Consider the following 25,936-nt stretch of genomic DNA (forward strand, 5'->3'; position numbering starts at 1 on the left):
ATCTGGGTTCCCACGATGATGTGATGTGTATGTGACAGGTGACAGTCGGTTGCGCCAGTTCGTGGACGAGGTCGTCATCCCCGCAGAGTCCGAACTCGACGCGGGCGGCGGCCTCGAGCTGCGCAAGCTCGCGCGCGACGCCGGACTCTGGGCTCGGCCGCTCCCGGCCGAACTGGGCGGGGGAAGCCAATCCCTGGCCGACTACTTCGCGGTGGCCGAGGACGAGGGGCGCAGCGACCACGGGCCGGACGTCGTCGGCTCGTCCAGCCTGCTGAACGTGCGGATGCTCGCCGCGCATGCCCACCCCGAACTGCGGGACGCCGTGCTGACCGACCTGGTGGCCGGCCGGGTGCACGTGAGCTACGCGATGACCGAACCCGGCGTCGCGGGCTCCGACCCGTCCGGCCTGCGGACCACCGCCGAACGGCGCGCGGACGGCTGGTGGACCGTCTCGGGCCGCAAGTGGTTCACCAGCGGCGCGGCTCGGGCGGATCTGGTGCTGGTCGTGGCACGCACCGGTGACGCCTTCTCGGTCGTCGCCGTGCCCGCGGGCGGGTTCCGGGTCGAACGGGAACTGGACGTCCTCGGTGCGGGCGGGCAGCACGAGATCTCGTTCGACGCGGTTCGGGTGCCGCCGACACACCTGGTGGGGGAGCAGGGGCGCGGCATGCGGCTGGCCGGTGAACGTCTCGCGCTGGGACGGACCCTGCGGGCGTTGCGGTGGATCGGCCAGGCGCAACGATGCCTCGACCTGCTCGCGGACCGTGCCGTGTCGCGCGTGGTGGGCGACGGAGCGCTGGCCGACCGCCAACTGGTGCAGCGGCTGGCTTTCGAGGCCGAGCTGGAGGTGCGGTCAGCGCGGTTGCTGGCCCGCGAGGCGGCAGCACTGGTCGCCGCGGGTGAACGTGCGCCGGTGGAGGTGAGTCTCGCGAAGGTCGCTGCCGCACGTGCGTTGCACACCGCTGTCGACGCCGCGATCCAGGTCTACGGGGCGGAAGGGCTCACCGCCGCAACGGGTCTGCCCCGGCTGCTGCGGGTGGCACGGTCCGCCCGCATCCTCGACGGCGCGGACGAACTGCACGTCACCACTACCGGGCGACGGCTGCTCACCAGACGTCAGGCGCCACCAGCCCGGTGACCATGGCCGCGCCGAGGAACGTGAAGAAGTCGCCCCACACGACCTTCAGGCCGGCCTTGCCGTCGTACTCCGCGCCTTGCGGCAAGGTGCGGAGAAGTCGTGCGCCCTCGTCCCGCCGGCCAGCCTTCAGCAACGCGACGGCGGCGATCGCGACGGCAGAACTGTCCTCAGTGGACGTTGTCCAATCCTTGCCGGGATCGGTGAGTATCAGCCAGGCCTTGCCCCGCGGCCAGTCGGGGGTGAGGCTCCGGTGCGCGTCTCGGTGCCGGCGGGCGATGTCGTGGTGGCCGTGGGCCTCCAGCAGGGGCACGACTCCTGCGGCACCGTCCGCGCGGACGGCAGGGCCGTCGAGGGCGAGCGCGGTACCCCACGGGATCGCGCCGAGGCCCGGATCGAAGTCGCGCGCGAGGCTGTCCGCCACCTCCGCGGTGCTCGAGCGTGGCGCGATGAGGCCTAACCGCTCCGCGCCGCTGCTGTACCAGAAGATCATGCCCCGCAGCACCGTGTCCGCGTCCGCCCACACGTCCAACCGGTCCCGCACCGCTTCGACGTCGCCTACTCCGGTGGCGAGCCGGCGCAACGTCAGCAGACCGGCCCAGAACCCCCCGGTCCACGACCCGCGTGCGGAGGTCTTCCAGCGCCCTTCGTGCAGGTAGAGCGGAAACCGTTGTCCCGCTTCGGCTTCGGCCTCGTCGACGTGCTCGCACATCCGGCGCACCAGGTCGTGTGCCCAGTCGCTCACACCGTCACCGCCGTGCGCCGCGTGACCAGGAACGCGATTCCGGCCGCCACGGCGAACGCCGCACCGACCGCGACCCACGACCAGGCGTAGCCGGCCTGGCTCACCACCAGTCCGGTCACCGGCGGCCCCACGGCGAACCCTCCGAAGAACCCGGCCGACGCCACCGCCGCCGCCCGTCCGGCGAGCTTCTGCGGCACCGCCCGCATCACCGCGACCATCGACACCGCGTTGCCCGCCACCGCGAACATCCCGATCCCCGCGGCGCCGAACCACACCAGCCAGTGGGCTCCGTCCGCGAGTGCCACCACCGCTACCGAGACGACGGCACCCAGTCCCAGCCACGGCAGTACCGCGGCGGGATCGTCCGCCCTGCCCGCCGCCCCGCTCCACCACACCCGGCCCGCGATGCCGACCAGGCCCATGACCGCGATCAGCCAGGCGGCCACCGGCGCGGACAGGTCGAGCCGCGCCACGCCGTACAGGGCGAAGAACGTGTTCACCGAAGCCAGCCCGAACCCGAGCGCCAGCGAGAACGCCGCCAACGCGCGCACGCGATCACCGACGCCGTCACCAGAACCGCTCTTGACCGGCGGCGCGGGCACCGTGAGCCGCGCGGTCGCAGCCGCCCCGGCCAGGCACAACACCGCCAGCACCCCGACACCCCAGCGCCAGTCGACCACCGCCGCCGCGGACGCGAGCGGGACACCCGCCACGAACGCGCCGAGCTGCACCCCGGACTGCTTCCACCCGGTCACCGACCCGCGGTGCTCCGGTGCGACGGAGGCCAGGACCACCTTGTTCGTCGCCGGGTTCGCCAGCGCCTGCGGGATGCCACCGAGCGCCACTCCCACCGCGATCCACCAGGCCGATCCGGCGACCGCCAGCACCGTCAACGCCACCGCGCTCACCACGAACAACCCGATCAGGCTGCGGTGCGGCCCCACCCGGTCGACCAGCGACCCGGCGGGCAACGACAGCAGCGTCGCCACCCCGAACCCGGCCGCCACCAGGCCGCCGAGCTGCCACTCGGTCACCCCGAGCTCGGAGACCAGCACCGGACCCAACGCTCCCAGCACGAACAGCTGCAGCATCGACACGGCCATCGCGGCCGTGGACACCGCGGTCACGACGGTCCTCACGCCTCAGTGGTCGGATGGCAGGGCTGGGGAGTTCCGGCAAGTCTTGATCAGACCAGGCTCGCCCAGTAGTCCCAGAACGCGGCCAGCACGGGCGCCACGATCATGGCGTTCCAGAGCACGAGCGCCGCGTTGTGCAGGCGGCGCAGCCGTTCCAGGCGTGGCCAGGTGTCGAGCGTTGCGCCGGTGCCCGGTGGTGGCTCCGGACCCGGAGACGTCGAGAGCGTGGCGCGTGCGGTCTCTGCCCGAGACCGGTGGCGCTTCTGGGGTTCACGGAAGTTGGCCGACGAACGACACGGTCTCCGCGAGCGGCGCTCGACCCGTGCGGGGTTCCGTCGCGGAGGCGTTCTGGTAGCCGATCGAGAGTCCGCAGAACAGCACGAGGTCGTCGGGTGGCGCCACGACCTCGGCGACCGACCTGTGGAATTTCGCCCATGCCATCTGCGGGCAACTGTGCAGCCCCTCTGCCCGCAGGAGCAGCATCACGGTCTGCAGGTACATCCCCGCGTCAGACCATTGAGGCGAGCCCATGTCGCGATCGAGATAGCAGAACAGCGCGGCGCGCGCGTCACCGCCGGGCGACACCAGTGCTCGTCGCCGGGCGCGTGGTCGAACGCGACGAAATCCTGGTGGACGCGGACCTGCCGAACTTGAAACGGAGCTGCACTGACCTGCGAGGGTCGCATTTCCGCAGGTCAGTGCGGCGTTTATGTCACAGGACGACCTTCTGGTACTGCTCGCGGTCCATGTCGTAGACCTCGAGCGTGACCTGCGTCGGCAGCCCTTCCACCGGCTCGAGGTGGTCCCGGGCGATCCCGAGTGCCGTCCGCCCGACCTCCTGCTTGAGCTCCACCGGCCGCCCGGTCAGCAACCCCACCCGGACGTGGATCATCGCGGCGGGCGAGCCGTCACCGATCACGGACTCCTCGATCCGGCGGAACCGCGTCTTGAACGCCGCCACCTCCGAGCCCACCAGCGGCGAGACGGCCTGGTGCAGGGCGAGGGCGAAGCCGCGGCGGTCGAAGCCCTCGCTCAGTTCGGCGGAGTACTCGACGGTGATCTGTGGCATGCGCTCACGCTACCGGCGCGGTGACGATCAACAGTTCTGTCTCGAGGCGTAGCCGGAAGCCCAGCCTCTCGTACAGCCGGACGGCACCGGTGTTGGACGCGAGCACGTGCAGGAACGGCGTCTCGCCGCGCTCCCGGATGCCGTGCGCCACGGCCAGCAGCAGCCGCGTCCCCAACGCCTGCCCGCGCGCGTCCGGGTGCGTGCACACGGCGCTGATCTCGGTGTGGCCGGGCACGCGCAGCCGTTCCCCGGCCATCGCCACCAGCCGGCCGTCGTGGCGGATGCCGAGGTAGGTGCCCATCTCGATGGTGCGCGGCAGGAACGGGCCGGGCCGGGTGAGCTCGGCCAGCGCCATCATCTCGGGGACGTCCGCCGCGGTGAGCCGGACGGCCTTGGGCTCCGGCGCCGCGGCGATGCCGTCGGCGACGTACTGCAGCAGGGGCAGCCGGTTGTCGACCTGCCAGCCGTCCGGTGGTTCGAGGCCGGTCACGGCGGCGTGCGGTGCCAACACGGCGAGGTCGAGCCAGTCGGCGTCGGCCGGTTCGGATGGCAGCGCGACGAACGGCGACACGTCGACCGGGTAGCGCAGCACATTGCCCTTGCGTTCGGCGAAGTGCGCGTGCGGTCCTGTCAGAGCCGAGTGGGGCGCGTTGTCGAGCGGGTTCACGAGAGCGGCTCCAGCAGCCGGCGCGGGGCGTTGAGCAACGCCGAGACGGGATCGGGGCCGGCCGTGCCGGGCCTGAAGCCGGGGCCCGGCTCGATGCGGGTGTCGGAGGGCGGGACCTCCGCGCCACAGGAGGAACAGCGGCTCGAAGCGTCCAGACGGCCGCCGTCGGCCTCGTGCCAGAACGTGCGCTTGTCGCCGCCGGGGGAGTAGTGCTCGTCGCCCCACGCCATCATCGCCCGCAGGACGGGCCACAGCTGGACGCCCTTGGACGTCAGCAGGTACTCGCCGTCGACGTGCTCGAGGACGTCCTCCTGCACGAGGAACCTCAGGCGGTTGGTCAGGACGGCGCGGGGGATGCCGAGCTGGGTGGCGAAGTCGCCGAAGCGGCGGATCCCGAAGAACGCGTCGCGGACGATCAGCAACGTCCACCGCTCGCCGACGATCTCCAGCGATCGTGCCAGCGAGCAGTTGCGGTCCGCGTAGGTGCTGGGCAGTGCCATGACGCCACTGTAGTTCATTCACCGAACTGCCGTGCTGCGGTTCGGCGAGTTCAGTGAATGAACTACCCCTCAAGAGAGGTCACCGCCATGTACCAGTTCCTGGTGTCGTTCACCGTCCAGCCCGAACACCGCGAGGACTTCGTCAAGGCCGCCCGCAGAACCGCGGAGGACTCCCTCGCGAACGAACCCGGTTCGCTGCGGTTCGAGGTCATCGCGGACGAGGAGAACCCGGATCTCTTCTACCTCAACGAGACCTATGCCGACGTCGACGCGTTCAACGCCCACGCGAGCGGCCCCTACTTCGGTGCCTTCTTCGCCGAGGCCGGCGCGTACGCCGAGGGTCCGACGTGGCTCATGAAGGGCAACGTGGCCGCCTGATGACGACCGAACGCACGCGGACACCGAACTCGGCCGACGCCTGCCCCGGGAATCTCCCGGCTCACTCGCCGTGCGGGTCCGTGGCGTTGAGCGCGGCGACGACCTGGTCGTAGTCGCCGCGCGCCTCGCCGTAGCGCAGGAACTTCACCCGCTCGACCTGGATCTCGCGGGCGCCGGGCTGCGTCTCGATGATGTCCATGACCTCGGCGACGTACTCGTCGAGCGGCATGGCGTGCTCGTTCTCCGCGTGGCCCGGCATCAGGTCCGTCTGCACGGCCGGTGGCTCCAGTTCCACGACCTTCACCGACGTGTCCGCGAGCTGCAGGCGCAGGGTCTCGCTGAGCATGTGGATCGCGGCCTTGGACGCGTTGTAGCTCGGCGTGATCCGCAACGGCGCGAAAGCGAGTCCGGACGAGACGGTCATGATCGTGGCGTCCGGCAGGGACCGGAAGTGCTCGACGAACGCGGCGATCAGGCGCATCGGGCCGAGGACGTTCGTGACGACGGTGTTCTCGGCGGACTCCAGGAAGGACGAGCGGGTCCAGTCCTCGGCACGCATCACGCCGGCCATCGTGATCAGCACGTTGACCGACGGGAAGCGGGCGATGACGTCCTTGGCCGCGGCCTCGACGCTCGCAGCGTCGGCGGTGTCGACGCGGACGGTCTCGACGCCGGGGTGCTCGGCGGCGATCCGGTCGAGCAGTTCGGTGCGCCTGCCGCCCACGACCACGGTGTTGCCGCGCTCCCGCAGGGCGAGGGCGAGCGCCAGGCCGATGCCGCTGGTGGCGCCGGGGATGAAGACGGTGTTTCCGGTGATGTCCATGGCACCGAGCTTCTGCCGATCTCGGCGGTCGCGGCAGAGAGCCCTTGTCGGGGGATCGGCGGTCCCTGTTTCGCGGCGCCGGAGCCCGGATACTGGGGTGCATGGATCGGGTGGAGCTCGCGGGATTCCTCCGGCGTCGCCGGGAGGAGCTGAGGCCGGAGGACGTCGGGCTGCCGGTGGGCGCGCGCCGGCGGGCACCGGGGTTGCGGCGCGAGGAGGTCGCGGCGCTGGCCGCCATGTCCACGGACTACTACACGCGCCTGGAGCAGCAACGCGGTCCGCAGCCGAGCGAGCAGATGCTGGCCTCGCTGGCCCGCGCGCTGCGGCTGAGCGACGACGAACGCGACTACCTGTTCCGCGTCGCCGGGCGCAACGCCCCGTCGCCCCAGACCACCGGCACCCACGTGGCACCGGCGTTGCAACGGGTGCTGGATCGGCTGAACGACACGCCCGCGCTGATCCTGTCGAACCTCGCCGAGGTCCTCGTGCAGAACCGGTTCGCCGAGGCGCTGTACGGCGACTCGTCGCGCTTCACCGGCCACGCGCGCAGCGGGATCTACCGCTGGTTCACCGACCCGGACGAGCGCCTGATCTACCCCGAGCACGACCGCGACCGGCAGAGCCGCACCCAGGTCGCGAACCTGCGCGCCGCCTACGCCTCGATGGGCCCGCGCTCACGGGCGGGCGAGCTGGTTCGCGCGCTGCGGAAGGAGAGCACCGAGTTCGCCGAGCTGTGGGAACGGCACGAGGTCTCGAAGCGCTACGAGGACCACAAGGTGCTGATCCACCCCCAGCTCGGCGAGATCGAGGTCGACTGCCAGGCGTTGTTCACCGAGGACCAGTCGCAGGCGCTGCTGGTGCTGACCGCGCCACCGCGCACCGAGGCGTTCGACAAGATCCAGCTGCTCGGTGTGCTGGGCACGGAGAAGTTCGTCAGCTGAGGACGAGCACTGTCTCCTCGATCTCGGCCTTCCGCGCCGCCGCGAACCCCTTGTCGGTGCCGACCACCTCGAAGCCCGCCCTCGTCAGGACGCGCAGCGAACCGGCGTTGTCACTGGCGACCCGCGCGTGCACCGGCCGGACGGTGACTTCCCGCAGCAGCAACGAGACCGCACGTCCCGCCACGCCCTGACCCCACACCGTGCGGTCGACCCAGTAGGTGATCTCGGTGTCGCCCTCGATCACGAAGCTCGCGATGCTCCCGACGACCCGGCCGTCGCCGACGATCACCCGGTTCGTGGTCTCGGGGTTCGCGAGGTTGCGGCGCAGCCACGCGTCGAAGGCCGCGCGGTCGTCGGGGTCCTCCGCGGTGAACGCGGCCATCGCCACCGACTCCGGGTCCCGCATGAACTCGAACAACGCGTCGAAGTCGGCTTCCTCGACCGGGCGCAGCGTGACGTCAGCGATCATCGAGCGAGCCTATCTGCCAGCCACGCCAAGGAAAGCGGATACCGGAAGTCGATCGCGCCGTGGCCCGCGTCGAACAGTTCGAAGTGGACTCGCTCGTCCGGGAGCCCGGCCGCCGCGATCTCCTCGCGGAACGCCTCCGCGCCCAGGTCGAGGAAGTACTCGTCCCTCGTGCCCGCGTCGATCCACACGGCCCGCAGCGAGCGGATCGCGTCCGCGTGCCCGGCCACCATCCGCACCGGGTCCCAGTCGAGCCAGCGCTGCCACAGCTCGGGAACAGGCCTCCCGGACACCGGGTCGAACGGCAGCCGCGGCGTGCCGTCGTCGTCGGCGGAGAAGCACGCCGCCACACCGAGGATCCCGAGCAGGTCCATGTCCTCGGGCTTCGTGAACGCGGTGCGACCCTGGAAGTCCGCCCACCACTTGCGGACGTCGTGGTCGTAGCCGCGCAACGCCCGTGCGGCCTTGCCGAAGTCCGCGAGGTAGCAGAGCTCGTAGAGCGCGTCACCGGCGTGCGTGGCCAGTGCGCCGAACAGGTCGGGCCGCAGCATCGGCGTGATCATCGCGCCGAACCCGCCCGACGACTTGCCCGAGATGGCCCGGGACTCGCGGTCCGGGATCGTGCGGTAGTGCGCGTCCACCCACGGCACGATCTCGTCGCACAGGTAGGAGTGGTAGCGGCCGGTGCCGGGGGAGTCGACGAACTGTGAGCCGCCGTACGACGTCCACGCGTCGACGTACACGACGACGCAACCCGGCGCCCCCTGGGCGAAGACCTCGTCCGCCGTCTCGATGAACGGCCGGCGGAACGGCGTCCGGTTCGCCCACATCGCCACGTGCCCGGTGTAGCCCTGGATCACGTAGACGGTGGGGTAGCGCCCGGTCCCGGAGTCGTAGCCCGGCGGCACGTACACCCACAGCGGCCGCTCGTGCGGGTCGCCGAGCGGGTTGTCGCGCAGCAGCGCGGAGTCGATCGTGTGCCGGTCCAGCCGGCCGGCCAGCGGTCCCTCCCAAGGCAGCATGGGCCCAGTCAACCACAGTGGACTCGACGGTCCAGAAAACCTAGTCTCGACGTCATGGCACTGACGACGAAGGGGCGCGCCACCCGGCAGCGCATCATCGAGGGCGCCGCGGCCTACCTGCGCAGTGACGAGCCCGCGGGCGTGACCCTGGACGACATCCGCGCGATCACCGGCACCAGCAAGAGCCAGATCTTCCACTACTTCCCGGACGGCAAGGAGGAGCTCTTCCTCGCCGTGGCCCGGCACGAGGCCGGTCGCGTGCTCGACGACCAGCAGCCGCACCTCGGCGCGCTCACCTCGTGGGCCGCCTGGGAGCGGTGGCGCGACTCCGTCGTGGCCCGGTACCGCGCGCAGGGGCGCCACTGCCCGCTCGGCACGCTGATGGGGCAGGTCGGCGGCACGCCGGGCGCGCAGGAGGTGATCGCCACGCTGCTGAACCAGTGGCAGTCCCACGTGCGCAAGGGGATCGCCGAGATGCAGGCGGCCGGGCTGGTGCGGGAGGGCCTCGACCCCGACCGGGTCTCCGCCGCGTTCATCGCGGGCGTGCAGGGCGGGGTCCTGGTTCTCCTGAACACCGGCAGCGTCACGCACCTGGAGGCGGTGCTGGACACGTTGCTCGAGCATCTGCGCGGCTAATTTTCTGGACTTGCAGGTCCAAAAATGTGCTCGTAGCGTCGAGGACATGACACAGCGACTGCAGGGCAGGACGGCCCTCATCACGGGATCCACCAGCAACATCGGCCGCTCCATCGCGGTCGCCTTCGCCCGGGAGGGCGCGCACGTCGTCGTTTCCGGCCGTGACGAGACCAGGGGAGCGGAGGTGGTCGCGGAGATCCGCGCCGACGGTGGCAAGGCCGACTTCGCCCGCGCCGACCTCGACGGCACCCCCGCCCTGAGCAAGGCCCTCGCCGACGAGGCCTCCGCACTGCTGGGCGGCCGCGTCGACATCCTCGTGAACAACGCCGGCATCTACCCGCCGTCGTCCACGCCGACGACCGACGAGGAGACCTTCGACCGGGTCTTCGGCGTCAACGTGAAGGCCCCGTTCTTCCTGACGCAGGCCCTCGCCCCCGCGATGATCGGCGCCGGTGGCGGCGTGGTCCTCAACCTCGGCTCGTGGATCACCCGGCTGGGCGTCCCCAGCGGGGCGATCTACAGCACCAGCAAGGGCGCGATGGAGACGCTCACGAGGGCGTGGGCCGCGGAGTTCGGTCCGAAGGGCATCCGGGTCAACGCCATCTCACCCGGCGTCATCGCCTCGGCGGGCTGGGACGCCCAGACCCGCGACATCGCCGACGTGATGATGCGCGGCACGCCCGCCGGCCGGTCCGGGCACCCGGACGCGATCGCGTCGGCCGCCGTCTACCTGGCGTCGGACGAGGCGGAGTTCGTGCACGGCATCGTGCTGGACGTCGACGGCGGCCGCACGGGCGTGGCGGTGGTCGCAGTGTGACCCCAGTCACCTTACGGCCCTGTTTCTGTGACCTGAGGTGAGACTCGCCGGTCTCCCATGGCGTGCAGGAACAGTCGGCGAAGGGTGCGGAAGTGACGGGTCGGGAGTGGCTGGGGCAGGTGGACGCGGAGCAGGTGCAGGCCGCGCGGGCCGGTGATCGGACGGCGCTCGACGCCGTGATCGCGGGTTCTCTGCCGCTGGTCTACAACGTCGCCGGTCGGGCGTTGCACGCCGATTCCGAGGTCGACGACGTGGTGCAGGAGACGATGGTCCGCGTGATCCGCGGCATCGACGCGCTGCGGGAGCCGGACCGCTTCCGGTCGTGGCTGGTCGCCGTCACCATCAACCAGGTCCGCGAGCACTACCGGCGCCGCGATCTGGCCCCGGCCTCGCTGGAGGAGTACGACCGCGCCGATCCCGGCGCCGAGTTCGTGGAGACCGCGTTGTCCCGGTTGCACTTCGCCCAGCAACGCCGTGAGGTCGACGAGGCCGCGCGCTGGCTCGACCCGGCCGACCGCGAGCTGCTGGCGCTGTGGACGCTCGAACGCGTCGGGCAGCTCACCAGGGCCGAGGTCACCGACGCGCTCGACCTCGGCGCGCACGCGGTCACGGTGCGGGTCGGCAGGCTGAAGGGCCGGCTGGAGACGATCCGGCACCTGGTGCGCGCGTTGTCGGTGGAACCGCGGTGCGCGGGCCTCGACCGGGCCGCGCAGGGCTGGAGCGGCGAGCCCAGCCCGTTGTGGCGCAAGCGGCTCCTGCGGCACGTCGACGAGTGCGGCCGCTGCGGGCGGGGCGTGGACGACGCGATGCCGGTCGAACGCATCCTCACCGGCGCCGCGCTGCTCGTGGTCCCCGCCGCCTACCTGCCCCGGCTGCTCGAAAGCCTCGCCGACGTCACGCCGGAGACCGTGGCGCTCGCCTCCGGGCTCGCGCCCACCCACCTCGCCGAACCGGTCGGCGCGTTCGCGAAGCTCACCGCCAAGCCGGTGCTCGCGGTGGCGGGCGCCGCGGCGGTGTGTGCGCTCGTCGGCGTGGTCGGCACGATGGTGCTGCTGCCGTCCGACCCGCCGGCCGCCGTCGCCGGGCCGAACACCACCCAGGGCATCGCGCTCAGCACCTCCTCCGCACAGGCGCCGGAGACCACGGCCGCGTCCTCGAGCGCACCGTCGTCCACGCCGACGACGACCACCACGACGACAACGCCGCCCGAGCCCCCGCGCGTGGCCACGCCGGAGGAGCGCGTCCTGGCGCTGATCAACGAGACCAGGGCCAAGGCCGGCCTGGCGCCGCTGGCGGTCGACCCGGCGCTGGTCACCGCGGCCGACCGGCACACCAGGGCGATGATGAGCAACGGCTGCGGCCTGTCGCACCAGTGCGCCGGCGAGAGCGGACTGGGCGAGCGCAGCACCGCGGCGGGTGTGAAGTGGAGCTCGGTCGCGGAGAACGTCGGCATGGGCGGCCCGGTCAAGGACAACGTCGAGGCGATCTCCAAGATGGCGCTCGGCCTGACCCAGGGCATGATCGACGAGAAGCCGCCGAACGACGGCCACCGCAAGAACATCCTGAGCAGGTCGTCCACCCGCATCGGCATCGTGGTGATCCGCGACGCCAAGGGAACCGTGTGGATGACGCACGACTTCGCCGGAAGTTGAGCGAAGACCGGGGTTTAAAAAAGATCATCCTGAAGTAGTACGTGAGAACGCGACCACAGTCGGACGCGTGACGATCTGTCCGGAAAGCACTGTCTCCACCGTGCAGACCGTCACGTACCGCTGGCCGACCGCGGTCGCCACCACCACGACCGCCGGCACCCCGGAACTGTTGCGCTGGACGGGTTTCGGCGGTGCGCTCCTGCTCACCGCCGGGGTGTGGGCCACGAGCGCCAGAACCGGCGGCGCGGTGGCGTTGGGGGTCGCGATCGCGGGTGCCGGGCTGGTCGTGCTCGCGTGGGCGCTGCTGGGACGCACCAGGCCGGACCCGCGGTGGCTGCGCCGGACTCTGGCGTGGTGGTGCGGGCCGCTGCTGGTGGCCCCGCCGCTGTTCAGCCAGGACGTCTTCAGCTACCTGGCCCAGGGCGAGGTGGCCGCGAACGGTCTCGACCCCAACGTGGTCAGCCCGGCGGTGGGCGCGAGCGCGGAGGCGGTGGCACGGGTCGGCGTCTACTGGCGTGAGACGCCGTCGCCGTACGGGCCGCTGTTCACCACGGTCGAGCGGGCGATCACCGAGATCACCGGCGGCAACCCCGTCCTTGGCATCGGGTTGTACCGGCTGGTCGCCGTGCTCGGCCTGCTGCTCGTCGTGTGGTCGGTGCCGAAGCTCGCGGCGATGGCGGGTGTCGAGGAGCGCACGGCGTTGTGGCTGGGTGTCATGAACCCGTTGGTGCTGTGGCATCTCGTCGGCGGTGTCCACAATGACGCGTTGATGCTCGGCCTCATGCTGTCCGGCACTGTCGTCGCGTTGCAGTCACTGCCCGATCTGAAGTGGTGGCCGTACACGGCAGGTGTGGTGCTCATCGGGTTGGGGGCTCAGGTCAAGCTGCCCGCACTGGTGGCGCTCGCGATCGTGGGCACGGCACTCGCGCGCAGGCTGGGCGGTGGCTGGGTCCGGTTCGTCACGGCCGGGTTCGCGATGGTCGTGGCCTTGGGGGTCGTGTCGGTCGTGACGTCGCTGGCAGGCGGGTCCGGTTTCGGCTGGGTGCGGGCGCTCGGCACACCGTCCAAGGTGAACAGCTGGATGGCTCCGACGAACTGGCCCGGCTATCTGGCGGGTGCGGTGTTCGGCCCGGAAGCCGGGCAAGCGATGATTTCCTCGGCACGGATCGCGGGGCTCGTGCTGATCCTGTGCGGGATGGCGGTGCTGTTGGGCCGCCAGCTGCGCGGACGGATCTCCGAGGTGACGTCGCTGGGGATGATGATGAGCCTGATCGTGGTGCTGGGGCCGGTGATCCAGCCGTGGTACCTGCTGTGGGCCGTGCTGCCGCTGGCCGCGTGCCTGCCGGTGGGGACGTGGCGGAGCCGGGTCGCCGTGCTCGCCGGGGTGTTCGCGCTGCTGGTGCCGCCGCTCGCGGGCAACTTCGCGGGCCGTGTGCCGGAGCTGGTCGGCGCCTACGTCGTCGGGATCGCCCTGGCCGGTGGCGCGTACCTCGTCCTGCGCCGGGCGAGGGTGTCCGTTGCGCAAGCCTGACCTCGCCCGTTACGGCGCCGCGGCGCTGGCCGGCGGCGCACTGGCCCTGAGCTTCCCGCCGCGCACGCTCTGGTGGCTCGCCGTGCCCGCGTTCGTGGTGTTCTGGCTGGCCTTGAAGGGTGCGGGCGCTCGTCGCAGCGCCGGCCTCGGGTTCGCGTTCGGGCTCGCGTTCTTCCTCCCGCACCTGTGGTGGATCCAGCACTTCCTGGGCAACGACTTCGGGCCGTGGCCCTGGTTGGTGCTCAGCGTGTTGATGGCGTTGTTCATCTGTGGTGTCTGCGCGCTGTTCCCGCTGGTCAACCGGCTGCCCGCGGCACCGGTGTGGGCGACGCTGCTGTTCGTGCTGCAGGAGACCCTGCGTGGCCTGATCCCGTTCAACGGCTTTCCGTGGGGCCGTGTCGCGTTCGGACAGGTCGACGGCCCGTTCGCGCGTCTCGCTGTGATCGGTGGCGCGCCGCTGGTGACGTTCGCGGTGGTGTTCACCGGCTTCGGCCTGGCCGCCTGGTTCCCCCGCTGGACGCGTGCCTGGGCGCTGGTGCCGATCGTCGCCGCGCTCGCCGTGAGCCCGTTGATCTCGATCGAGGCCCAGACCGGCCGGCGGACCGTCGCCGTCGTGCAGGGCAACGCCCCCGACCTGGGCCTCGGCCTGCTCACCGAGGGCGCCACCCTGCGCGACAACCACCTGCGCAAGACCGCCGAACTGGCCGCGCTGGTCCGCGGCGGCGCACTGCCCAGGCCGGACCTCGCGGTGTGGCCGGAAAGCGCGACCAGGACCGGTGACCGCGACCCGGTGCTCGACGCCGCCATCGCCGACCTCGGCGTGCCGACCCTGGTCAGCGCCCTGCGCAACGGCCAGAACTCCGTCATCGCGTGGGACCCGGAGACCGGCGCGGGCCCGTCGTACGCGAAGCAGGAGCTCGTCCCGTTCGCCGAGCACATCCCGCTGCGCCCGCTCGCCAGGGTCTTCACCCCGTTCGCCGACCAGCCCGACCTCGACGCGGGCACCGAACCGGGCGTGCTGGACATCGCGGGCACACGCGTGGGCATCGGCATCTGCTACGAGGTCGCCTACGACTACGTGCTGCGCGAGAGCGCCGCGGACGGCGCGCAGCTGCTGGTCGTGCCGACGAACAACGCCTGGTACGGCCGCGGCGAGATGACCTACCAGCAGCTGGGGATGGCCCGCCTGCGCGCGATCGAACACGGCCGCGCCGTCGTGGTCGCGGCGATCAGCGGCGTGAGCGCCGTCGTGCGGCCGGACGGCAGCATCGTGCGGTCGACGGGGATGTTCACCGACGACCTGATGGTGGACACCGTGCCGTTGCGCACCGACCTGACGTTCGCGACCAGGTTCGGCGGCGCCGTCCACGTCCTGCTCACCGGTCTGGCACTGGCCGCGTGCGTGGCCGGGTTGTGGTCGCGACAGCGAGCACGACGGGCCACGAGCCTTCAGGCCGGTCAGGACTGAGCCACCGCACGCGACGGGCGTGCGTTCCCAGCTCCCGAGGGAGTCCGGGACGCACGCCCACGACCACAACCACCTCTCCGGCGCTCCGGTCTCGCGCGAACTCAGTTCTTGCCGAGCAGGGCCGACCCCAGCAGCGTTCGCTGGTGCAGCACGGAAAGCCCCTGCCTCTCCGTCGTCAGCAGCCCTGCCTCCCGCAGCACCGTCGTGTGCCTGCTGACCGACGACGGTGACGCCCCGAGGCGTTCCGCCAGCTCGGTCGTCGTGGCCCCGGCACCCACCGCCGCCAGCACCGCAGACCGCGTGTTGCCGAGCAACGCCGCGAGCGCGCCCTGCTCACGCCGTCCACTCGCGAGCTGCCGCTGCCAGGTCCAGTCGTGGTGCAACGGGTACACCACGGTCGGCGGCAGTCCCGGGTCGGCGAACGCGACCGGTGTGCGGCGGCAGAAGTACGACGGGACCAGCCGCAGCCCGCGCCCGTTGAGGTACAGGTCGCGGTCGTGCGCGTACTGGACCTCCAGCACGGGTGCGCGCCAGTTCATCAACGGCCACATGCCCCGCAGCAAGCCCTCCACGGTGCACGCCAGTCCGTTGCGGTGCACGCGATCCGTCTCGACGGCCTCGTCGATCAGGTCGCCGTACGGCTCGATGACCGCGCGGTGGTACCGGGTGAGCGCCTCGGTGAGCTCCACCAGGGACTCGCCGTCGCCCGCCGCCAGCGGACGCGTCCACTCGGGAACCGGCCGCACGTCCTCCAGCCGCCCGAACTCCTCCCGCAACCGGTGCTGGGGTGTGGACCGGATCGCGGCCAGCGCGCTACCGAGTCCCTGCGCACCCTCGGGTGGTGTGAGGAAGTCCGGGAAGTACGGCCCCAGCGGAGCGAGCACGGACAGCATGCGGACGCCGGACGTGATCACCTGCCGGTCGCCGTTGCGGCGGATGTGCCGCAGCCACGGCTGCAACAACAACCCGCTGTCCAACTCGGTCAGCCGAAGCCAGCTGAACACCATTTCCCAGAGCGGATCCACCCTTTCTGCTACCTGCGTTCGCTCCAGATCACCTTCGGAAAAATGGATGCGCAACACAGCAACCTCCCCAGGCCAGGTCACCGCGCATAATGCTACTGGGCGTGTCGATCCGCCATTTCGCGCAACGAGAACCGGTCGCGGGACCAGGTCCCGCGACCGGTTCTCGTTGCTAGGGCCGGATCAGCCGCAGCTGGTGCTGACCCACTGGTGCGAGCGGATCTTGTAGGTGCCGGCGAGGTCACCCTTCTTGCCCTGCTTCGTGCAGCCGATCGAGCCGTTGTAGCCGGTGTCGCGGTAGAACCTGACGCCCTTGGCGGAGGACGTGCCGCGGTTGTAGACGGACTTGACCTCAGTGTCGTACCAAGAACACTTGTAGGTCCCCGAGGCCCAGTCCGAGTCGGCCACGTCCCACATGCAGCGCTTGCCGGTGCCGCCGAAGTCGTTCCAGAAGCAGACGTTGCCGGTGTTGCAGGCCCAGGCCGCGAGAGCCTCGCCGGTCTCGGCGTCGTACGCCGCCCCCACGGCGGCGGCCTCGGTGACCGGAGCCTCCGCCTGTGCGCTCGGGGCAGCGAGCGCGAGGGTGAAGAGCATGGTCAGCGGCATCAATGCCAGCACAATACGTCGGACGAAACTCAAAGGATTTTCCTCCCCAGTCCCACAATGATTTCTGCCGACGCCACTTTAAGCAGAGCGGGGAAGTCTGGAAAAGCTATTGCTCCGTGGTGCAAAAGCGCTTTTCACGCTCGTCGCGTGTACCTGTGTTTCACTCCGGCGGGGAAGTGCTCGGGATCGCCGTGCGGCCGCAGCACGACCTCGGGCAGCTGCCGCCCGGCCGGGACGTAGTGCGCGAACTCGCTGTTGAGCCGCAGCAGCTGGACCTTGATCGACTCGGCGATCACCCCGGCGTCCGCCGTGGCGCCCGGCGCGGTCTCGACGGTGATCCGCAACAGCCGATCGCGATCTTCGTCCTCGACCGACTCGATCACGAACTTCCCCGTGACCACGTCGCTGATCCCCGGCTGTTCCAACCCGACGGTCACGTTCTCCGGATGGACGTTCGCGCCGAAGAACGACACGGTGAACAGCGACCGCCCGAACAGGAACACGAACGGCAGTTCCGGCCCCGGCGGGGGAGTGAAACCGTGCCGCGCGCAGTGCTCCAGCAGTTCGGCGTGCCCGAGCACCCCGCCCTCGTCGGCGATCCGGTACCGGATGAGCGGAATCCCGCCGTCCGCGGTGAACACCAGCGTGCCGTCGTGCACCTCGAAGAACCGGCTGGCCGGGTCGTACTGCACGAGCGTCGGCAACCGCGAGTCGCCGAACACCTCGCGCGCCCGGTCCGGGTGGTCGGCGAAGAACCGGCGAATCGACGCGGACAGCGCGGTCTCGTTGCCCAGCACACCGGAATCCGCTGTGCCGTAAAGAGAAGCGACGTCAGCCGCCGGATCCGCGATGCCGGCGCGCCGCGACACCAGGTCGCGCCACTGCTCGCTGAACACCTCACCCGCCAGCACCAGCTTGATCCGGTACGCGGCCCAGTCGACACCGTCCGCGAGCCCGGTGTCGACCACGTCCTTCACGAACGGCGGGTAGCCCAGCAGCACGACCTGCTCGAAGTGCGGCGCCAGTTCCGGCAGCACCCGCAGGATCTCGGCCTTGTTGTTCCCCGGCGCCACCACCGTGATCGGGCAGCCCTTGGCCGCGAGGTGCCGCACGCACGCCTGCGTGAACAGCCCGCCCACCCACGTGCCCAGCGGGAAGCACACCACGGCCAGCGTGCTGCGCTCGTCCGCGTGGAACCCGTCCACCAGCACCTGCTCGAACCGCCGCGCCACGTGCAGCTCGTCCTCGACGCCGCGCGGCCAGATCGTCGGCCTGCCACTGGACCCGGACGACACCGCGATCATGTCGCACCCGGCGAGGTTCCCCTCGCGGCACAGCTCCGGCAACGGGTACCGCTCGTGGTAGCTTGCCTTGTCCAGCAACGGCAACCGCTGGAAGTCGTCGAACGTCCGGATTGACTCGGGCGCGATTCCGTTGTCCCGCAACAGCTTCCGGTACGCGGGCACGGTCGCGGCCGTGTGCTGGAACAGGTCCAGCACCCAGCTGTGCGACTTCGGTTCGGCGGGTGCGAAGAAGTCGTCGAACGCCTGGCGCACGCGGTTCCGGCGGCTGCTGTCCATGGCTCCGAGCGTATCGATCCGGATTTCCTTTTCGGCACCGCTGGAACCGGAAGATCGTTAGCCTCGGCGGGGTGCGCATCCTCTTCTCGTGCCGCCCCGCCTACGGCCACCTGTTCCCGCTGGTCCCGCTCGCCAGGGCGGCACGGGAGGCCGGCCACGAGGTCGTGTTCGCGACCGGTCCGGGCTTCGTGGGCAAGGCGCGCGAACTGGGCTTCGAGGCCCACGCGTCCGGCATCTCGGTCGCCGAGGCCGAGGCGGAGGCCCGCAGGCGGCACGGTGACGCCGACGTCCCGCGCCTGCTGATCACGATGTTCGCGGACGTCCTCCCGCGCGCCACGGTCGCGGACCTCAGCGCCTTGCTGCCGCGCGTGAAGCCCGACCTGGTGGTCTACGAGCAGAGCGACGTCGGTGCGGCGAAAGCCGCGCGCGATGCCGGGATCCCGTTCGTCTCGCACGTGATCGGGCGCTCGATGCCGCCCGAGATCCAGCGGATGGCCGCGGGGGAGATGGCGTGGCTGTGGGACGGTGCGGCGCCCGCCGACCTGATGCTGGGCGACGTCGTGGTCGACCTGTGGCCGGACACCGTGCGCGACCCGGTCGTCGCGGCGCTGCCCACCGTGCTGCGGATGCGGCCGGCCGCGTTCGACCTGGACGTGCCGATGCCGGAGGTCGACAGCACGAAACCGTTGGTGTACCTGACTCTTGGCACGGTTTCGTACACCGCGACGGAGGTGTTGCGGCAGGCCGTCGACGGCCTCGCGCGGCTCCCGGTGACCGTCCTCGTGGCGCTGGGTCCGGGTGCGCCGCTGGGGGACGTGCCGGCCAACGTGCGGGTCGCGGGGTTCGTGCCGCAGGCGGAGGTGCTGCGCAGGGCTGCTCTCGTGGTGCACCACGGCGGAACCGGAACGGTGCTCGGCGCCCTGGCGGCCGGTCTGCCGCAGCTCGTGCTGCCGCAGGGCGCGGACCAGTTCGTCAACGCCGACGTGCTCGCGCAGACCGGTGCGGGCGCGAAGCTCGTCGGGCCGGAGATCACCGCGGACGCCGTCACCGCGGCGGCGGGCCGTCTGCTCGACGACCCGGCCGCGCGGGAGGTGGCGGGAAGGGTCAGGTCCGAGATCGCGGGGATGCCGGACCCGGCCGCCGTCGTTCAGGCGCTCGCGGAACTGGTGCGGGGGAGGGCCTGACCCCGGCGCCCGCCGCCACGTCGAGCAACGTGCCGAACCGGAGCCGAACACGTGCGGCAGGCCGTGACCGAGCTACCAGGCGGGCGCGACGGCGGAGGTGGTGTGCAGTTCGCCCACCCAGCCCGCGGTCGCGATGGCGCGCAGGACGTCGTCGCCCTCGGCGAGCTTCCCGTGCGGGCCCAGGACGTCCGCGTCCCCGGCGTGCCAGCGCACCGGCAGCTTGCCGTGCCGTTCCAGCAACCCGGCGAACTTCGTCGTCAGCTTCGCGGTGCCGATGTGCACCCAGCGGCTCGGGAACAGCTCCAGCAGTTCGACCGTCGCCGGGCTGAGCTCGGGCACCACGGTGATGCCGTGGTCGCGGCCGTACTCGACCAGGTCGCGCAGCGCGTCCGGGTCGCCGTCGGGGAAGACGTGCAGCACGTTGAGCTTGTACGCGGCCATCCGGTCGATCGTCCTGCGCATCTCGGCGGGCGGCAGCAGTGCGCTCGACACACCGCGCCACGCGAACGCGGGGGAGTCGCGCACGTCGGCCGCGCGGACCGTGCCGTCGCCGGTCATCAGCTGCCGGAACGACTGCACGCCGTGCCGCAGCCCTGCCTGGGTGCCCGCGCGCAGCATGATCGCGTCGTTGCTGACCAGCAGCGCGTACCCCTCGGGCCCGAGCCCGCGCATGGCCGGGTCGTGCGACACCATCAGCATTCCGTCGGGCGACTCCGCCAGCAGGTAGCCGGTCTGCCGGAAGACGTGCTCGCGCAGCATCGCGGCCGCGGTGCGCGCCTGCCCGGTCACCCGGACGGTCACGTCTTCGGTCAGGACGAACGAGCCCGTGCGACGGGGCGCGCTCGAGGGCATGGGAACAATCACCGGTTTCCTCTCCAGCGAACTAACGCTGGGTGTATCAGGTGAGTTCCGGCGATCAGGCGCGGAACGTGCTTTCCGCGCCTGTAGTGCTGGTCACATCACTGCGCGTCGGCACCGGTCGAACACGCACCGCGTGAGCGGCCCCGCTTCAGGCGAGCATGTCCTGCACCAACGGCACGACCTTCGTCCCGTACAGCTCGATCGTCCGCATCAGCGACTCGTGCGACAGCCCGCCGATCCCGTACTTCAGGTCGAACCGGCTCGCGTCGAGCTTCTTCATGGTGCGCGCCATCTTCTCCGCCACGGTCTCCGGCGAGCCGACGAACAACGCCCCGTGCGGCCCCACCTCGTGCGCGTACGACTCCGGCGTCGGCGTGGCGAAACCGCGCGTCTTGCCGAGCCGGCCGATCAGGTCGAGGTAGTGCGGCCAGAACTCCTCGCGGGCCTGCTCGTCGGTCTCCGCCACGTGGCCGGGGGAGTGGATCCCGATCGGCAACGGGTCGCGGCCGAACTTCTCCAGCGCGTGCTTGTAGAGCTCCGAGAACGGGGCGAAGCGGCCGGGGTGGCCGCCGATGATCGCGAGCATCAGCGAGAAGCCGTAGGAGGCCGCGCGCACGACGGACTGCGGGCTGCCGCCGACGCCGATCCACGTCGGGAACGGCTCGGTGTACGGCACCACGTCCTGCTCGTGCAGCGCCGCGCGGGTCTTGCCCTGCCACGTGATCGGGCCGCCCTTGAGCAGTTCCGCGAAGAGGTGCGTCTTCTCCTCGAACAGGTCCTCGTAGTCCGCGAGGTCGTACCCGAACAGCGGGAACGAGTCCACACTGGACCCGCGGCCCAGGATGATCTCCGCGCGGCCGCCCGACACGGCGTTGAGCGTGGAGAACCGCTGGTACACGCGCACCGGGTCGTCCGAGCTGAGCACCGTCACCGCCGAGCCGAGGTGGATCGACGACGTGCGGGCGGCGATGGCGGCGAGCACCACGTCGGCCGCGGACAACGGCATGTCCGGGGTGTGGTGTTCGCCGATGCCGAAGAAGTCGAGGCCGACCTGGTCGGCCAGCACGCCCTGCTCGACCAGGTTGCGAATGGTCTGGGCGTGCGTCAGCGGGGTGCCGGAGGCGTCGTGGGTGACGTCGCCGAACGTGTCGAGCCCGAACGTGGTGGTCATGACTGCTCCTTGACGAAGTTCTCGAATTCCTGCCTGCGTGCCGCGACGCCGAACACCGGGCCGCCGGGTTCCAGCAGCCGTCCCGCGGCCAGGGACCCCACCGGCACCGGGTCGAACCCGATGCGGCCCAGGAACGACGCGACCGCCGCGACGGCGTCCGGCGAGTCACCGGCGACGCCGACCGCACGCCCGCCCGCGGGTTCCATGTCCTGGTAGGCGACGTGGTTGAGGGTCTTGACGACTCGCGCGCCCGACAGCCGCGCGGCCACCTGCTCGCTCGTGCCGAGGGGAGTGTCGGCGGGCGGCCAGTGGTTCATCGAGTCGATGACGACCTTGCCCGCGAACATCCCCGGCTCGAGCGCAGGGAACCGGTGCCACGGGATCGCCAGCACGACGAGGTCCGCGCCCGCGACCGCGTCGGCGGCCGACAGCGCGACGGCGCCGGGTGCGAGGAAGTCGGTGATCATCTCGATCCGCGACGGGTCACCGGAGCCCGCGATCCCCACCTCGTAGCCCGCCGCCAGGGCGAGCCGCGCGATGACGGGACCGACGTGGCCCGCACCCAGAACAGCGATCTTCATGGCCCACCCGACCTCGCTAGTTGACGTATCACCCAGCTTAACCGGACCAGCCCCCGTTTAATTCCGCGGGGTCCGCTCGGGGTTACCGTCGACGCCATGTGGAGTTTCGGCGACGCCTACGAGAGCTACGTGGGCCGGTGGAGCAGGCCGGTCGCGGTCGAGTTCCTGCGCTGGCTGGGCGTGCCGCCCGGCCGGACGTGGCTCGACGTCGGCTGCGGTACGGGCGCGCTGACCGGGACCGTGCTGGCGCACGCGCAGCCGGCCGCGATCACGGGCATCGACCCGTCGGAGGGATTCCTCGACCTGGCGAGGCAACGCGTGCCGGGCGCGACGTTCGAGGCCGGCACCGCCACCGACCTGGGTGGACGCACTGCCGACGTCGTGGTCAGCGGGCTCGTCCTCACGTTCGTGCCGGACGTGGTCCAGGCGGTCGGGGAGTTCGCACAGGCCGCGCCGTACGTCGGTTCGTACCTGTGGGACTACACGAGCGGGATGCGGATGATGCGGCTGTTCTGGGACGCCGCGAAGGACGTCGACCCCGCCGCGGCCTCACGCGACGAGGGCCTGCGCTTCAGCAGTGTGAGCGCGCCCGGCCCGTTGCGCGCGCTGTGGGCCGGCGCCGGGCTGCGTGACGTCGAGGTGACCGGCATCGTCGTGCCCACGGTGTTCCGCGACTTCGACGACTTCTGGAGCCCGTTCCTGGGCGGCGCGGGCGCGGCGCCCGCCTACGCGGCCACGTTGCCCCCGGAGCAGCTCGGCGCCGTCCGCGACCTGCTCCGCTCCCGGCTGCCCGAGCACGGTCCGATCGAACTCACCGCCAAGGCGTGGGCCGTCAGAGGGTCGCGCTGAGGAACCGCTCCAGGTGCGGGTTCACGTCCGCGGCGTGCGTGAGGCTCAGGAAGTGCGCGCCGCTCTCGACGAGCACGAGCGGCTCGGCCTCGGGCAGCGCAGCGACCAGGGCCTCGGCCTTCGCGACGGGGTAGGCGAGGTCGGCGGTGCCGTGCAGCACGAGGGCCGGCACGCCGATCTCCGGCAGCCGGTCGAGCACGCTCTCGCGGCCGACCAGGGCGTTCATGATCAGCCGCAGCCGCTCGGGCTCGACCGCGCTCCACTTCGGCGTCCAGGCCGACGGGTCGTACTCGCCCAGGCAGATCTTCGCGACCGCCTCGATCACCGTCTCCGGCCCCTGCGCGATCCACACCTCGGCGAGTTGCTGGTACGCGGCGGAGATCTGCTCGTCCTCGGTCTCACCGGACGTGCCGAGCAACGCGAGCGCCGTGACCCGCCCCGGCGCGAGCAACGCCATCCGCAGTGCCACGAACCCGCCCTGGCTGGTGCCCGCGACCGCCGCGCCGCCCACCTCGAGCGAGTCGAGGACCGCGAGCGCGTCGCGGGCCACGTCCCAGTGGTCGAACGGCCCGGTCGCGGGCGTGCCGCCGTGGCCCCGCTCGTCGATCGCGATCAGCCGGAAGCGGTCGCCGAGCGCCGCGACCTGCGGTGCCCACATCGTCGCGTCCATCAGGAAGCTGTGCAGCAGCACGACGGCCGGGCCGTCACCGCCGTGGTCCACGTAGGACACCAGCTGCCCTTCCGCGGTGGTCACCGTGGTCATGCCGCACACCCCGTCCCGCATAGTGGATCTTCAGCACCGCCTGCCCGGTTCGCTCTACCCTGCCCCGATGCGACAAGTGTTCAGGGGCGCGGTGCTGCTCCTGCTGCTGTTGATCGTCGTCCCCGCACCGGCGAACGCGCAACAAGAGCAACCACCGCTGGTCCGCGTCGGCACCGAGGGCACCTATCCGCCGTTCTCCTTCCACGACCCCCGGACCCAGGAACTGACCGGGTACGACATCGAGGTCGTCAAGGCGATCGCCGCGAAGGCCGGCTGGCGGCTGGAGTTCGTCGAGACGCAGTGGGACGCGATCTTCCCCGCCCTCGACGCGCGACGGATCGACCTCATCGCGAACCAGGTGTCGCGCAACCCCGAACGGGCCGCGAAATACGGCTTGTCCACCACGTATACCTACTCGCGCGGCGTGATCGTGCGCCGCACCGGCGACGACCGCATCAAGTCGATCGCCGACCTGAGCGGCAAGACCACCGCCCAGTCCAGCACCAGCAACTGGGCGAAGGTCGCCCGCGACGCCGGCGCGAACGTGGAGGCCGTCGAGGGCTTCGCGCAGGCCGCCGCCTTGCTGCAGCAGGGCCGCGTCGACGCCATCGTCAACGACAACATCGCCGTCCTCGACTACCTCGCCACCACCGGCTCGAAGGACGTCGAGATCGCCGGTGACGCCGGACAAGCGGGCAGCGAGCAGGTCCTCGCGCTGCGGCAGGCCGACTCCGCGTTGCTGGCGCAGGCCAACCAGGCGATCGACGCCCTGAAGGCCGACGGCACGTTGCGCGGCATCTCGCAGAAATACTTCAAGGCCGACGTGTCCGTCGAGAACGGCGGTGCCGCGGACCTTTCGGAGGGACGCGGCCAGCGCAGTACGTGGGACATCCTGCGCGCGACGGCGTGGCCGATGTTCGTGGGCCTGGTGAAGGTCACCGTCCCGCTGACCGCGCTGTCGTTCGCGATCGGCCTGGCGCTGGCACTCCTGGTGGCGCTGGCCCGGATCTCGCCGTACCGGGTGCTGTCGGGGCTCGCGCGGGCGTTCATCTCGATCATCCGCGGCACCCCGTTGCTGCTGCAGCTGTTCATCGTCTTCTACGGCCTGCCGCAGATCGGCCTGAAGTTCCCGCCGTTCACCGCCGCGGTCGTCGCGTTCTCGCTGAACGTCGCCGGGTACGCGGCCGAGGTGATCCGTTCGGCGATCCTGTCCGTGCCGCGCGGCCAGTTCGAGGCGGCGTCGACGATCGGCTTCGGCTACGCGCAGACGTTGCGCCGCATCGTGTTGCCGCAGGCCGCACGCACCGCCGTGCCACCGCTGTCGAACACGCTGCTGTCGTTGCTGAAGGACACCTCGCTCGGCTCGGTCGTGCTGCTGACCGAGCTCTTCCGCGAGTCCCAGCTGGCCGCGGCCGAGAGCAACGAGTTCCTCGCCCTGTACTCGTTCGCGGGGCTCTACTACTGGGTGGTCTGCGTGGCGCTGTCCGCCGCGCAGAAACGACTGGAGACCAGGCTGAACAGGTACGTGATCGCATGACCGACGACATCCGCCCAGACGACATCCGCGTCGACGTGACCGGACTGCGCAAGTCCTTCGGCTCGCTCGACGTGCTGCGCGGCATCGACTTCGCCACCCCGCGCGGCACCTCCACCGTCCTGCTGGGACCGTCCGGTTCCGGCAAGACCACGCTCCTGCGCTCGCTGAACGCCCTCGACACCCCGGACAGCGGCGTCGTCCGCATCGACGACGTGTCGGTCGACTTCTCCGCCCTGCCACCGGGCAAGGCGGGCCGAGACGAGAGCGCGCGCCTGCGTGCCCAGAGCGGCATGGTCTTCCAGTCGCACAACCTCTTCCCGCACCGCACCGTCCTGCAGAACCTCACCGAGGGCCCGGTCGTCGCCCAAAAGCGTCCGGTGGAGGAGGTGGTGGCGGAAGCGCGGGCTCTGCTCGACCAGGTGGGCCTCGCGGACAAAGCTGATTCGTACCCGTATCAACTTTCCGGCGGACAACAACAACGTGTGGGTATTGCCCGTGCGCTCGCTTTGAAACCTCGCGTGGTGCTGTTCGACGAACCCACTTCCGCACTCGACCCCGAACTGGTGGGGGAGGTGCTCGCGGTGATCAAAGACCTTGCCTCGAAAGGGTGGACCATGGTCATCGTCACCCACGAGATCCGGTTCGCCGAGAAGGTCGCGGACCAGGTGTTGTTCCTCGACGGCGGGGTGATCGTGGAGCACGGACCGCCTGGTCAGGTGATCGGAGACCCCCGCGAGGAACGCACCCGGCGGTTCCTGCGACGCGTTCTGGACCACGGCTGAAATGATTCTTGAGG

28 protein-coding genes are annotated in these 25,936 nt (G+C 70.9%); 12 read left to right on the plus strand and 16 right to left on the minus strand.

Annotation, left to right across the window (positions count from 1 at the left end; genetic code table 11):
- Positions 1 to 31: 31 nt before the first annotated feature.
- The gene (locus IEY88_RS05530; protein WP_229693098.1) at positions 32 to 1,138 is read left to right on the plus strand and encodes an acyl-CoA dehydrogenase family protein; all 1,107 of its coding nucleotides are present in this window, start codon (positions 32 to 34) and stop codon (positions 1,136 to 1,138) included.
- Here the strand turns inward: IEY88_RS05530 and IEY88_RS05535 are convergent.
- The 6 genes from IEY88_RS05535 to IEY88_RS05560 form a co-directional block, all read right to left on the minus strand.
- On the minus strand, positions 1,107 to 1,880 hold the full coding sequence (locus IEY88_RS05535) for a hypothetical protein (protein ID WP_189153406.1): 774 nt from the start codon (positions 1,878 to 1,880) through the stop codon (positions 1,107 to 1,109). The genes IEY88_RS05530 and IEY88_RS05535 overlap by 32 nt on opposite strands.
- A complete protein-coding gene (locus tag IEY88_RS05540) occupies positions 1,877 to 3,019 on the minus strand; it encodes an MFS transporter (protein WP_229693099.1) in 1,143 nt (380 codons plus the stop codon). The genes IEY88_RS05535 and IEY88_RS05540 overlap by 4 nt, the downstream gene beginning before the upstream one ends.
- Positions 3,020 to 3,286: 267 nt before the next feature.
- Complete coding sequence (locus tag IEY88_RS05545; protein ID WP_373294021.1) at positions 3,287 to 3,601, minus strand: nitroreductase family protein; 315 nt, start codon at positions 3,599 to 3,601, stop codon at positions 3,287 to 3,289.
- A gap of 127 nt (positions 3,602 to 3,728) precedes the next feature.
- Positions 3,729 to 4,085: a 5-carboxymethyl-2-hydroxymuconate Delta-isomerase gene (locus IEY88_RS05550; protein WP_189153407.1), complete on the minus strand. Its 357-nt coding sequence runs from the start codon at positions 4,083 to 4,085 to the stop codon at positions 3,729 to 3,731.
- A gap of 4 nt (positions 4,086 to 4,089) precedes the next feature.
- Positions 4,090 to 4,752: a GNAT family N-acetyltransferase gene (locus IEY88_RS05555; RefSeq protein WP_189153408.1), complete on the minus strand. Its 663-nt coding sequence runs from the start codon at positions 4,750 to 4,752 to the stop codon at positions 4,090 to 4,092.
- Positions 4,749 to 5,252 (minus strand): winged helix-turn-helix transcriptional regulator, encoded by a 504-nt coding sequence (locus IEY88_RS05560; protein WP_189153409.1) that lies wholly within the window; start codon positions 5,250 to 5,252, stop codon positions 4,749 to 4,751. The genes IEY88_RS05555 and IEY88_RS05560 overlap by 4 nt, the downstream gene beginning before the upstream one ends.
- An 87-nt stretch (positions 5,253 to 5,339) precedes the next feature.
- On the opposite strand from IEY88_RS05560, the gene IEY88_RS05565 reads away from it, so the two are divergent.
- Positions 5,340 to 5,630 carry a putative quinol monooxygenase gene (locus tag IEY88_RS05565; RefSeq protein ID WP_189153410.1) on the plus strand — a complete coding sequence of 97 codons (291 nt, stop codon included), beginning with the start codon at positions 5,340 to 5,342 and terminating at the stop codon, positions 5,628 to 5,630.
- Positions 5,631 to 5,691: 61 nt separating this feature from the next.
- On the opposite strand, the gene IEY88_RS05570 is transcribed toward IEY88_RS05565, so the two are convergent.
- Entirely contained in the window at positions 5,692 to 6,453 is a 762-nt protein-coding gene (locus IEY88_RS05570; RefSeq protein ID WP_189153411.1) for an SDR family oxidoreductase, read from the minus strand.
- A gap of 101 nt (positions 6,454 to 6,554) precedes the next feature.
- Here IEY88_RS05570 and IEY88_RS05575 point away from each other — a divergent pair, with 101 nt between their 5' ends.
- Entirely contained in the window at positions 6,555 to 7,394 is an 840-nt protein-coding gene (locus tag IEY88_RS05575) for a helix-turn-helix transcriptional regulator (protein ID WP_189153412.1), read from the plus strand.
- Here IEY88_RS05575 and IEY88_RS05580 read toward each other — a convergent pair.
- The gene (locus IEY88_RS05580) at positions 7,387 to 7,863 is read right to left on the minus strand and encodes a GNAT family N-acetyltransferase (protein ID WP_308425956.1); all 477 of its coding nucleotides are present in this window, start codon (positions 7,861 to 7,863) and stop codon (positions 7,387 to 7,389) included. The genes IEY88_RS05575 and IEY88_RS05580 overlap by 8 nt on opposite strands.
- Positions 7,860 to 8,882: an alpha/beta hydrolase gene (locus IEY88_RS05585; RefSeq protein ID WP_189153413.1), complete on the minus strand. Its 1,023-nt coding sequence runs from the start codon at positions 8,880 to 8,882 to the stop codon at positions 7,860 to 7,862. The genes IEY88_RS05580 and IEY88_RS05585 overlap by 4 nt, the downstream gene beginning before the upstream one ends.
- Before the next feature lie 54 nt (positions 8,883 to 8,936).
- Here IEY88_RS05585 and IEY88_RS05590 point away from each other — a divergent pair, with 54 nt between their 5' ends.
- The 5 genes from IEY88_RS05590 to lnt all read left to right on the plus strand — a co-directional run bounded on the left by IEY88_RS05590 (position 8,937) and on the right by lnt (position 14,986).
- Positions 8,937 to 9,518 carry a TetR/AcrR family transcriptional regulator gene (locus IEY88_RS05590; protein WP_189153414.1) on the plus strand — a complete coding sequence of 194 codons (582 nt, stop codon included), beginning with the start codon at positions 8,937 to 8,939 and terminating at the stop codon, positions 9,516 to 9,518.
- A 46-nt stretch (positions 9,519 to 9,564) separates the two neighbouring features.
- Positions 9,565 to 10,335 (plus strand): SDR family NAD(P)-dependent oxidoreductase, encoded by a 771-nt coding sequence (locus tag IEY88_RS05595; RefSeq protein WP_189153415.1) that lies wholly within the window; start codon positions 9,565 to 9,567, stop codon positions 10,333 to 10,335.
- Between the two features lie 92 nt (positions 10,336 to 10,427).
- A complete protein-coding gene (locus IEY88_RS05600) occupies positions 10,428 to 11,987 on the plus strand; it encodes a sigma-70 family RNA polymerase sigma factor (protein WP_189153416.1) in 1,560 nt (519 codons plus the stop codon).
- Between the two features lie 67 nt (positions 11,988 to 12,054).
- The gene (gene mptB / locus IEY88_RS05605; protein WP_229693100.1) at positions 12,055 to 13,518 is read left to right on the plus strand and encodes a polyprenol phosphomannose-dependent alpha 1,6 mannosyltransferase MptB; all 1,464 of its coding nucleotides are present in this window, start codon (positions 12,055 to 12,057) and stop codon (positions 13,516 to 13,518) included.
- Positions 13,505 to 14,986, plus strand: a complete 1,482-nt coding sequence (lnt, locus tag IEY88_RS05610) for an apolipoprotein N-acyltransferase (protein ID WP_229693101.1) — start codon at positions 13,505 to 13,507, stop codon at positions 14,984 to 14,986. The genes mptB and lnt overlap by 14 nt, the downstream gene beginning before the upstream one ends.
- A 101-nt stretch (positions 14,987 to 15,087) precedes the next feature.
- Here lnt and IEY88_RS05615 read toward each other — a convergent pair whose 3' ends face one another.
- The 3 genes from IEY88_RS05615 to IEY88_RS05625 form a co-directional block, all read right to left on the minus strand.
- The gene (locus tag IEY88_RS05615) at positions 15,088 to 15,993 is read right to left on the minus strand and encodes an ArsR/SmtB family transcription factor (RefSeq protein WP_229693102.1); all 906 of its coding nucleotides are present in this window, start codon (positions 15,991 to 15,993) and stop codon (positions 15,088 to 15,090) included.
- A 198-nt stretch (positions 15,994 to 16,191) separates the two neighbouring features.
- A complete protein-coding gene (locus tag IEY88_RS05620; RefSeq protein ID WP_229693103.1) occupies positions 16,192 to 16,614 on the minus strand; it encodes a peptidase inhibitor family I36 protein in 423 nt (140 codons plus the stop codon).
- A gap of 134 nt (positions 16,615 to 16,748) precedes the next feature.
- Entirely contained in the window at positions 16,749 to 18,194 is a 1,446-nt protein-coding gene (locus IEY88_RS05625; RefSeq protein WP_189153418.1) for a phenylacetate--CoA ligase family protein, read from the minus strand.
- 71 nt (positions 18,195 to 18,265) lie between these two features.
- On the opposite strand from IEY88_RS05625, the gene IEY88_RS05630 reads away from it, so the two are divergent.
- Positions 18,266 to 19,378: a glycosyltransferase gene (locus IEY88_RS05630; RefSeq protein WP_189153419.1), complete on the plus strand. Its 1,113-nt coding sequence runs from the start codon at positions 18,266 to 18,268 to the stop codon at positions 19,376 to 19,378.
- Positions 19,379 to 19,450: 72 nt separating this feature from the next.
- Here IEY88_RS05630 and IEY88_RS05635 read toward each other — a convergent pair whose 3' ends face one another.
- From IEY88_RS05635 to IEY88_RS05645, 3 genes are all read right to left on the minus strand, one after another.
- Positions 19,451 to 20,242, minus strand: coding sequence for a glycoside hydrolase family 20 zincin-like fold domain-containing protein (locus IEY88_RS05635; RefSeq protein ID WP_268241210.1), 792 nt, complete (start codon positions 20,240 to 20,242; stop codon positions 19,451 to 19,453).
- 145 nt (positions 20,243 to 20,387) lie between these two features.
- Positions 20,388 to 21,410, minus strand: a complete 1,023-nt coding sequence (locus tag IEY88_RS05640; RefSeq protein WP_189153421.1) for an LLM class flavin-dependent oxidoreductase — start codon at positions 21,408 to 21,410, stop codon at positions 20,388 to 20,390.
- Positions 21,407 to 21,991 (minus strand): NADPH-dependent F420 reductase, encoded by a 585-nt coding sequence (locus IEY88_RS05645; RefSeq protein ID WP_189153422.1) that lies wholly within the window; start codon positions 21,989 to 21,991, stop codon positions 21,407 to 21,409. Before IEY88_RS05645 ends, IEY88_RS05640 begins: the two co-directional genes overlap by 4 nt.
- Before the next feature lie 96 nt (positions 21,992 to 22,087).
- On the opposite strand from IEY88_RS05645, the gene IEY88_RS05650 reads away from it, so the two are divergent.
- Positions 22,088 to 22,840, plus strand: coding sequence for a class I SAM-dependent methyltransferase (locus IEY88_RS05650; protein WP_189153423.1), 753 nt, complete (start codon positions 22,088 to 22,090; stop codon positions 22,838 to 22,840).
- Here the strand turns inward: IEY88_RS05650 and IEY88_RS05655 are convergent.
- On the minus strand, positions 22,824 to 23,603 hold the full coding sequence (locus IEY88_RS05655) for an alpha/beta fold hydrolase (RefSeq protein ID WP_189153424.1): 780 nt from the start codon (positions 23,601 to 23,603) through the stop codon (positions 22,824 to 22,826). The genes IEY88_RS05650 and IEY88_RS05655 overlap by 17 nt on opposite strands.
- A gap of 67 nt (positions 23,604 to 23,670) precedes the next feature.
- Between IEY88_RS05655 and IEY88_RS05660 the strand changes: the two genes are divergently transcribed.
- Both IEY88_RS05660 and IEY88_RS05665 read left to right on the plus strand, forming a co-directional pair.
- Positions 23,671 to 25,140 (plus strand): ABC transporter substrate-binding protein/permease, encoded by a 1,470-nt coding sequence (locus IEY88_RS05660; RefSeq protein ID WP_189153425.1) that lies wholly within the window; start codon positions 23,671 to 23,673, stop codon positions 25,138 to 25,140.
- Positions 25,137 to 25,922 carry an amino acid ABC transporter ATP-binding protein gene (locus IEY88_RS05665; RefSeq protein ID WP_189153426.1) on the plus strand — a complete coding sequence of 262 codons (786 nt, stop codon included), beginning with the start codon at positions 25,137 to 25,139 and terminating at the stop codon, positions 25,920 to 25,922. Before IEY88_RS05660 ends, IEY88_RS05665 begins: the two co-directional genes overlap by 4 nt.
- The last annotated feature ends 14 nt before the right edge of the window (positions 25,923 to 25,936 follow it).

The sequence above is a fragment of the Lentzea pudingi genome, assembly GCF_014646255.1.
GTDB classification, from domain to species: domain Bacteria; phylum Actinomycetota; class Actinomycetes; order Mycobacteriales; family Pseudonocardiaceae; genus Lentzea; species Lentzea pudingi.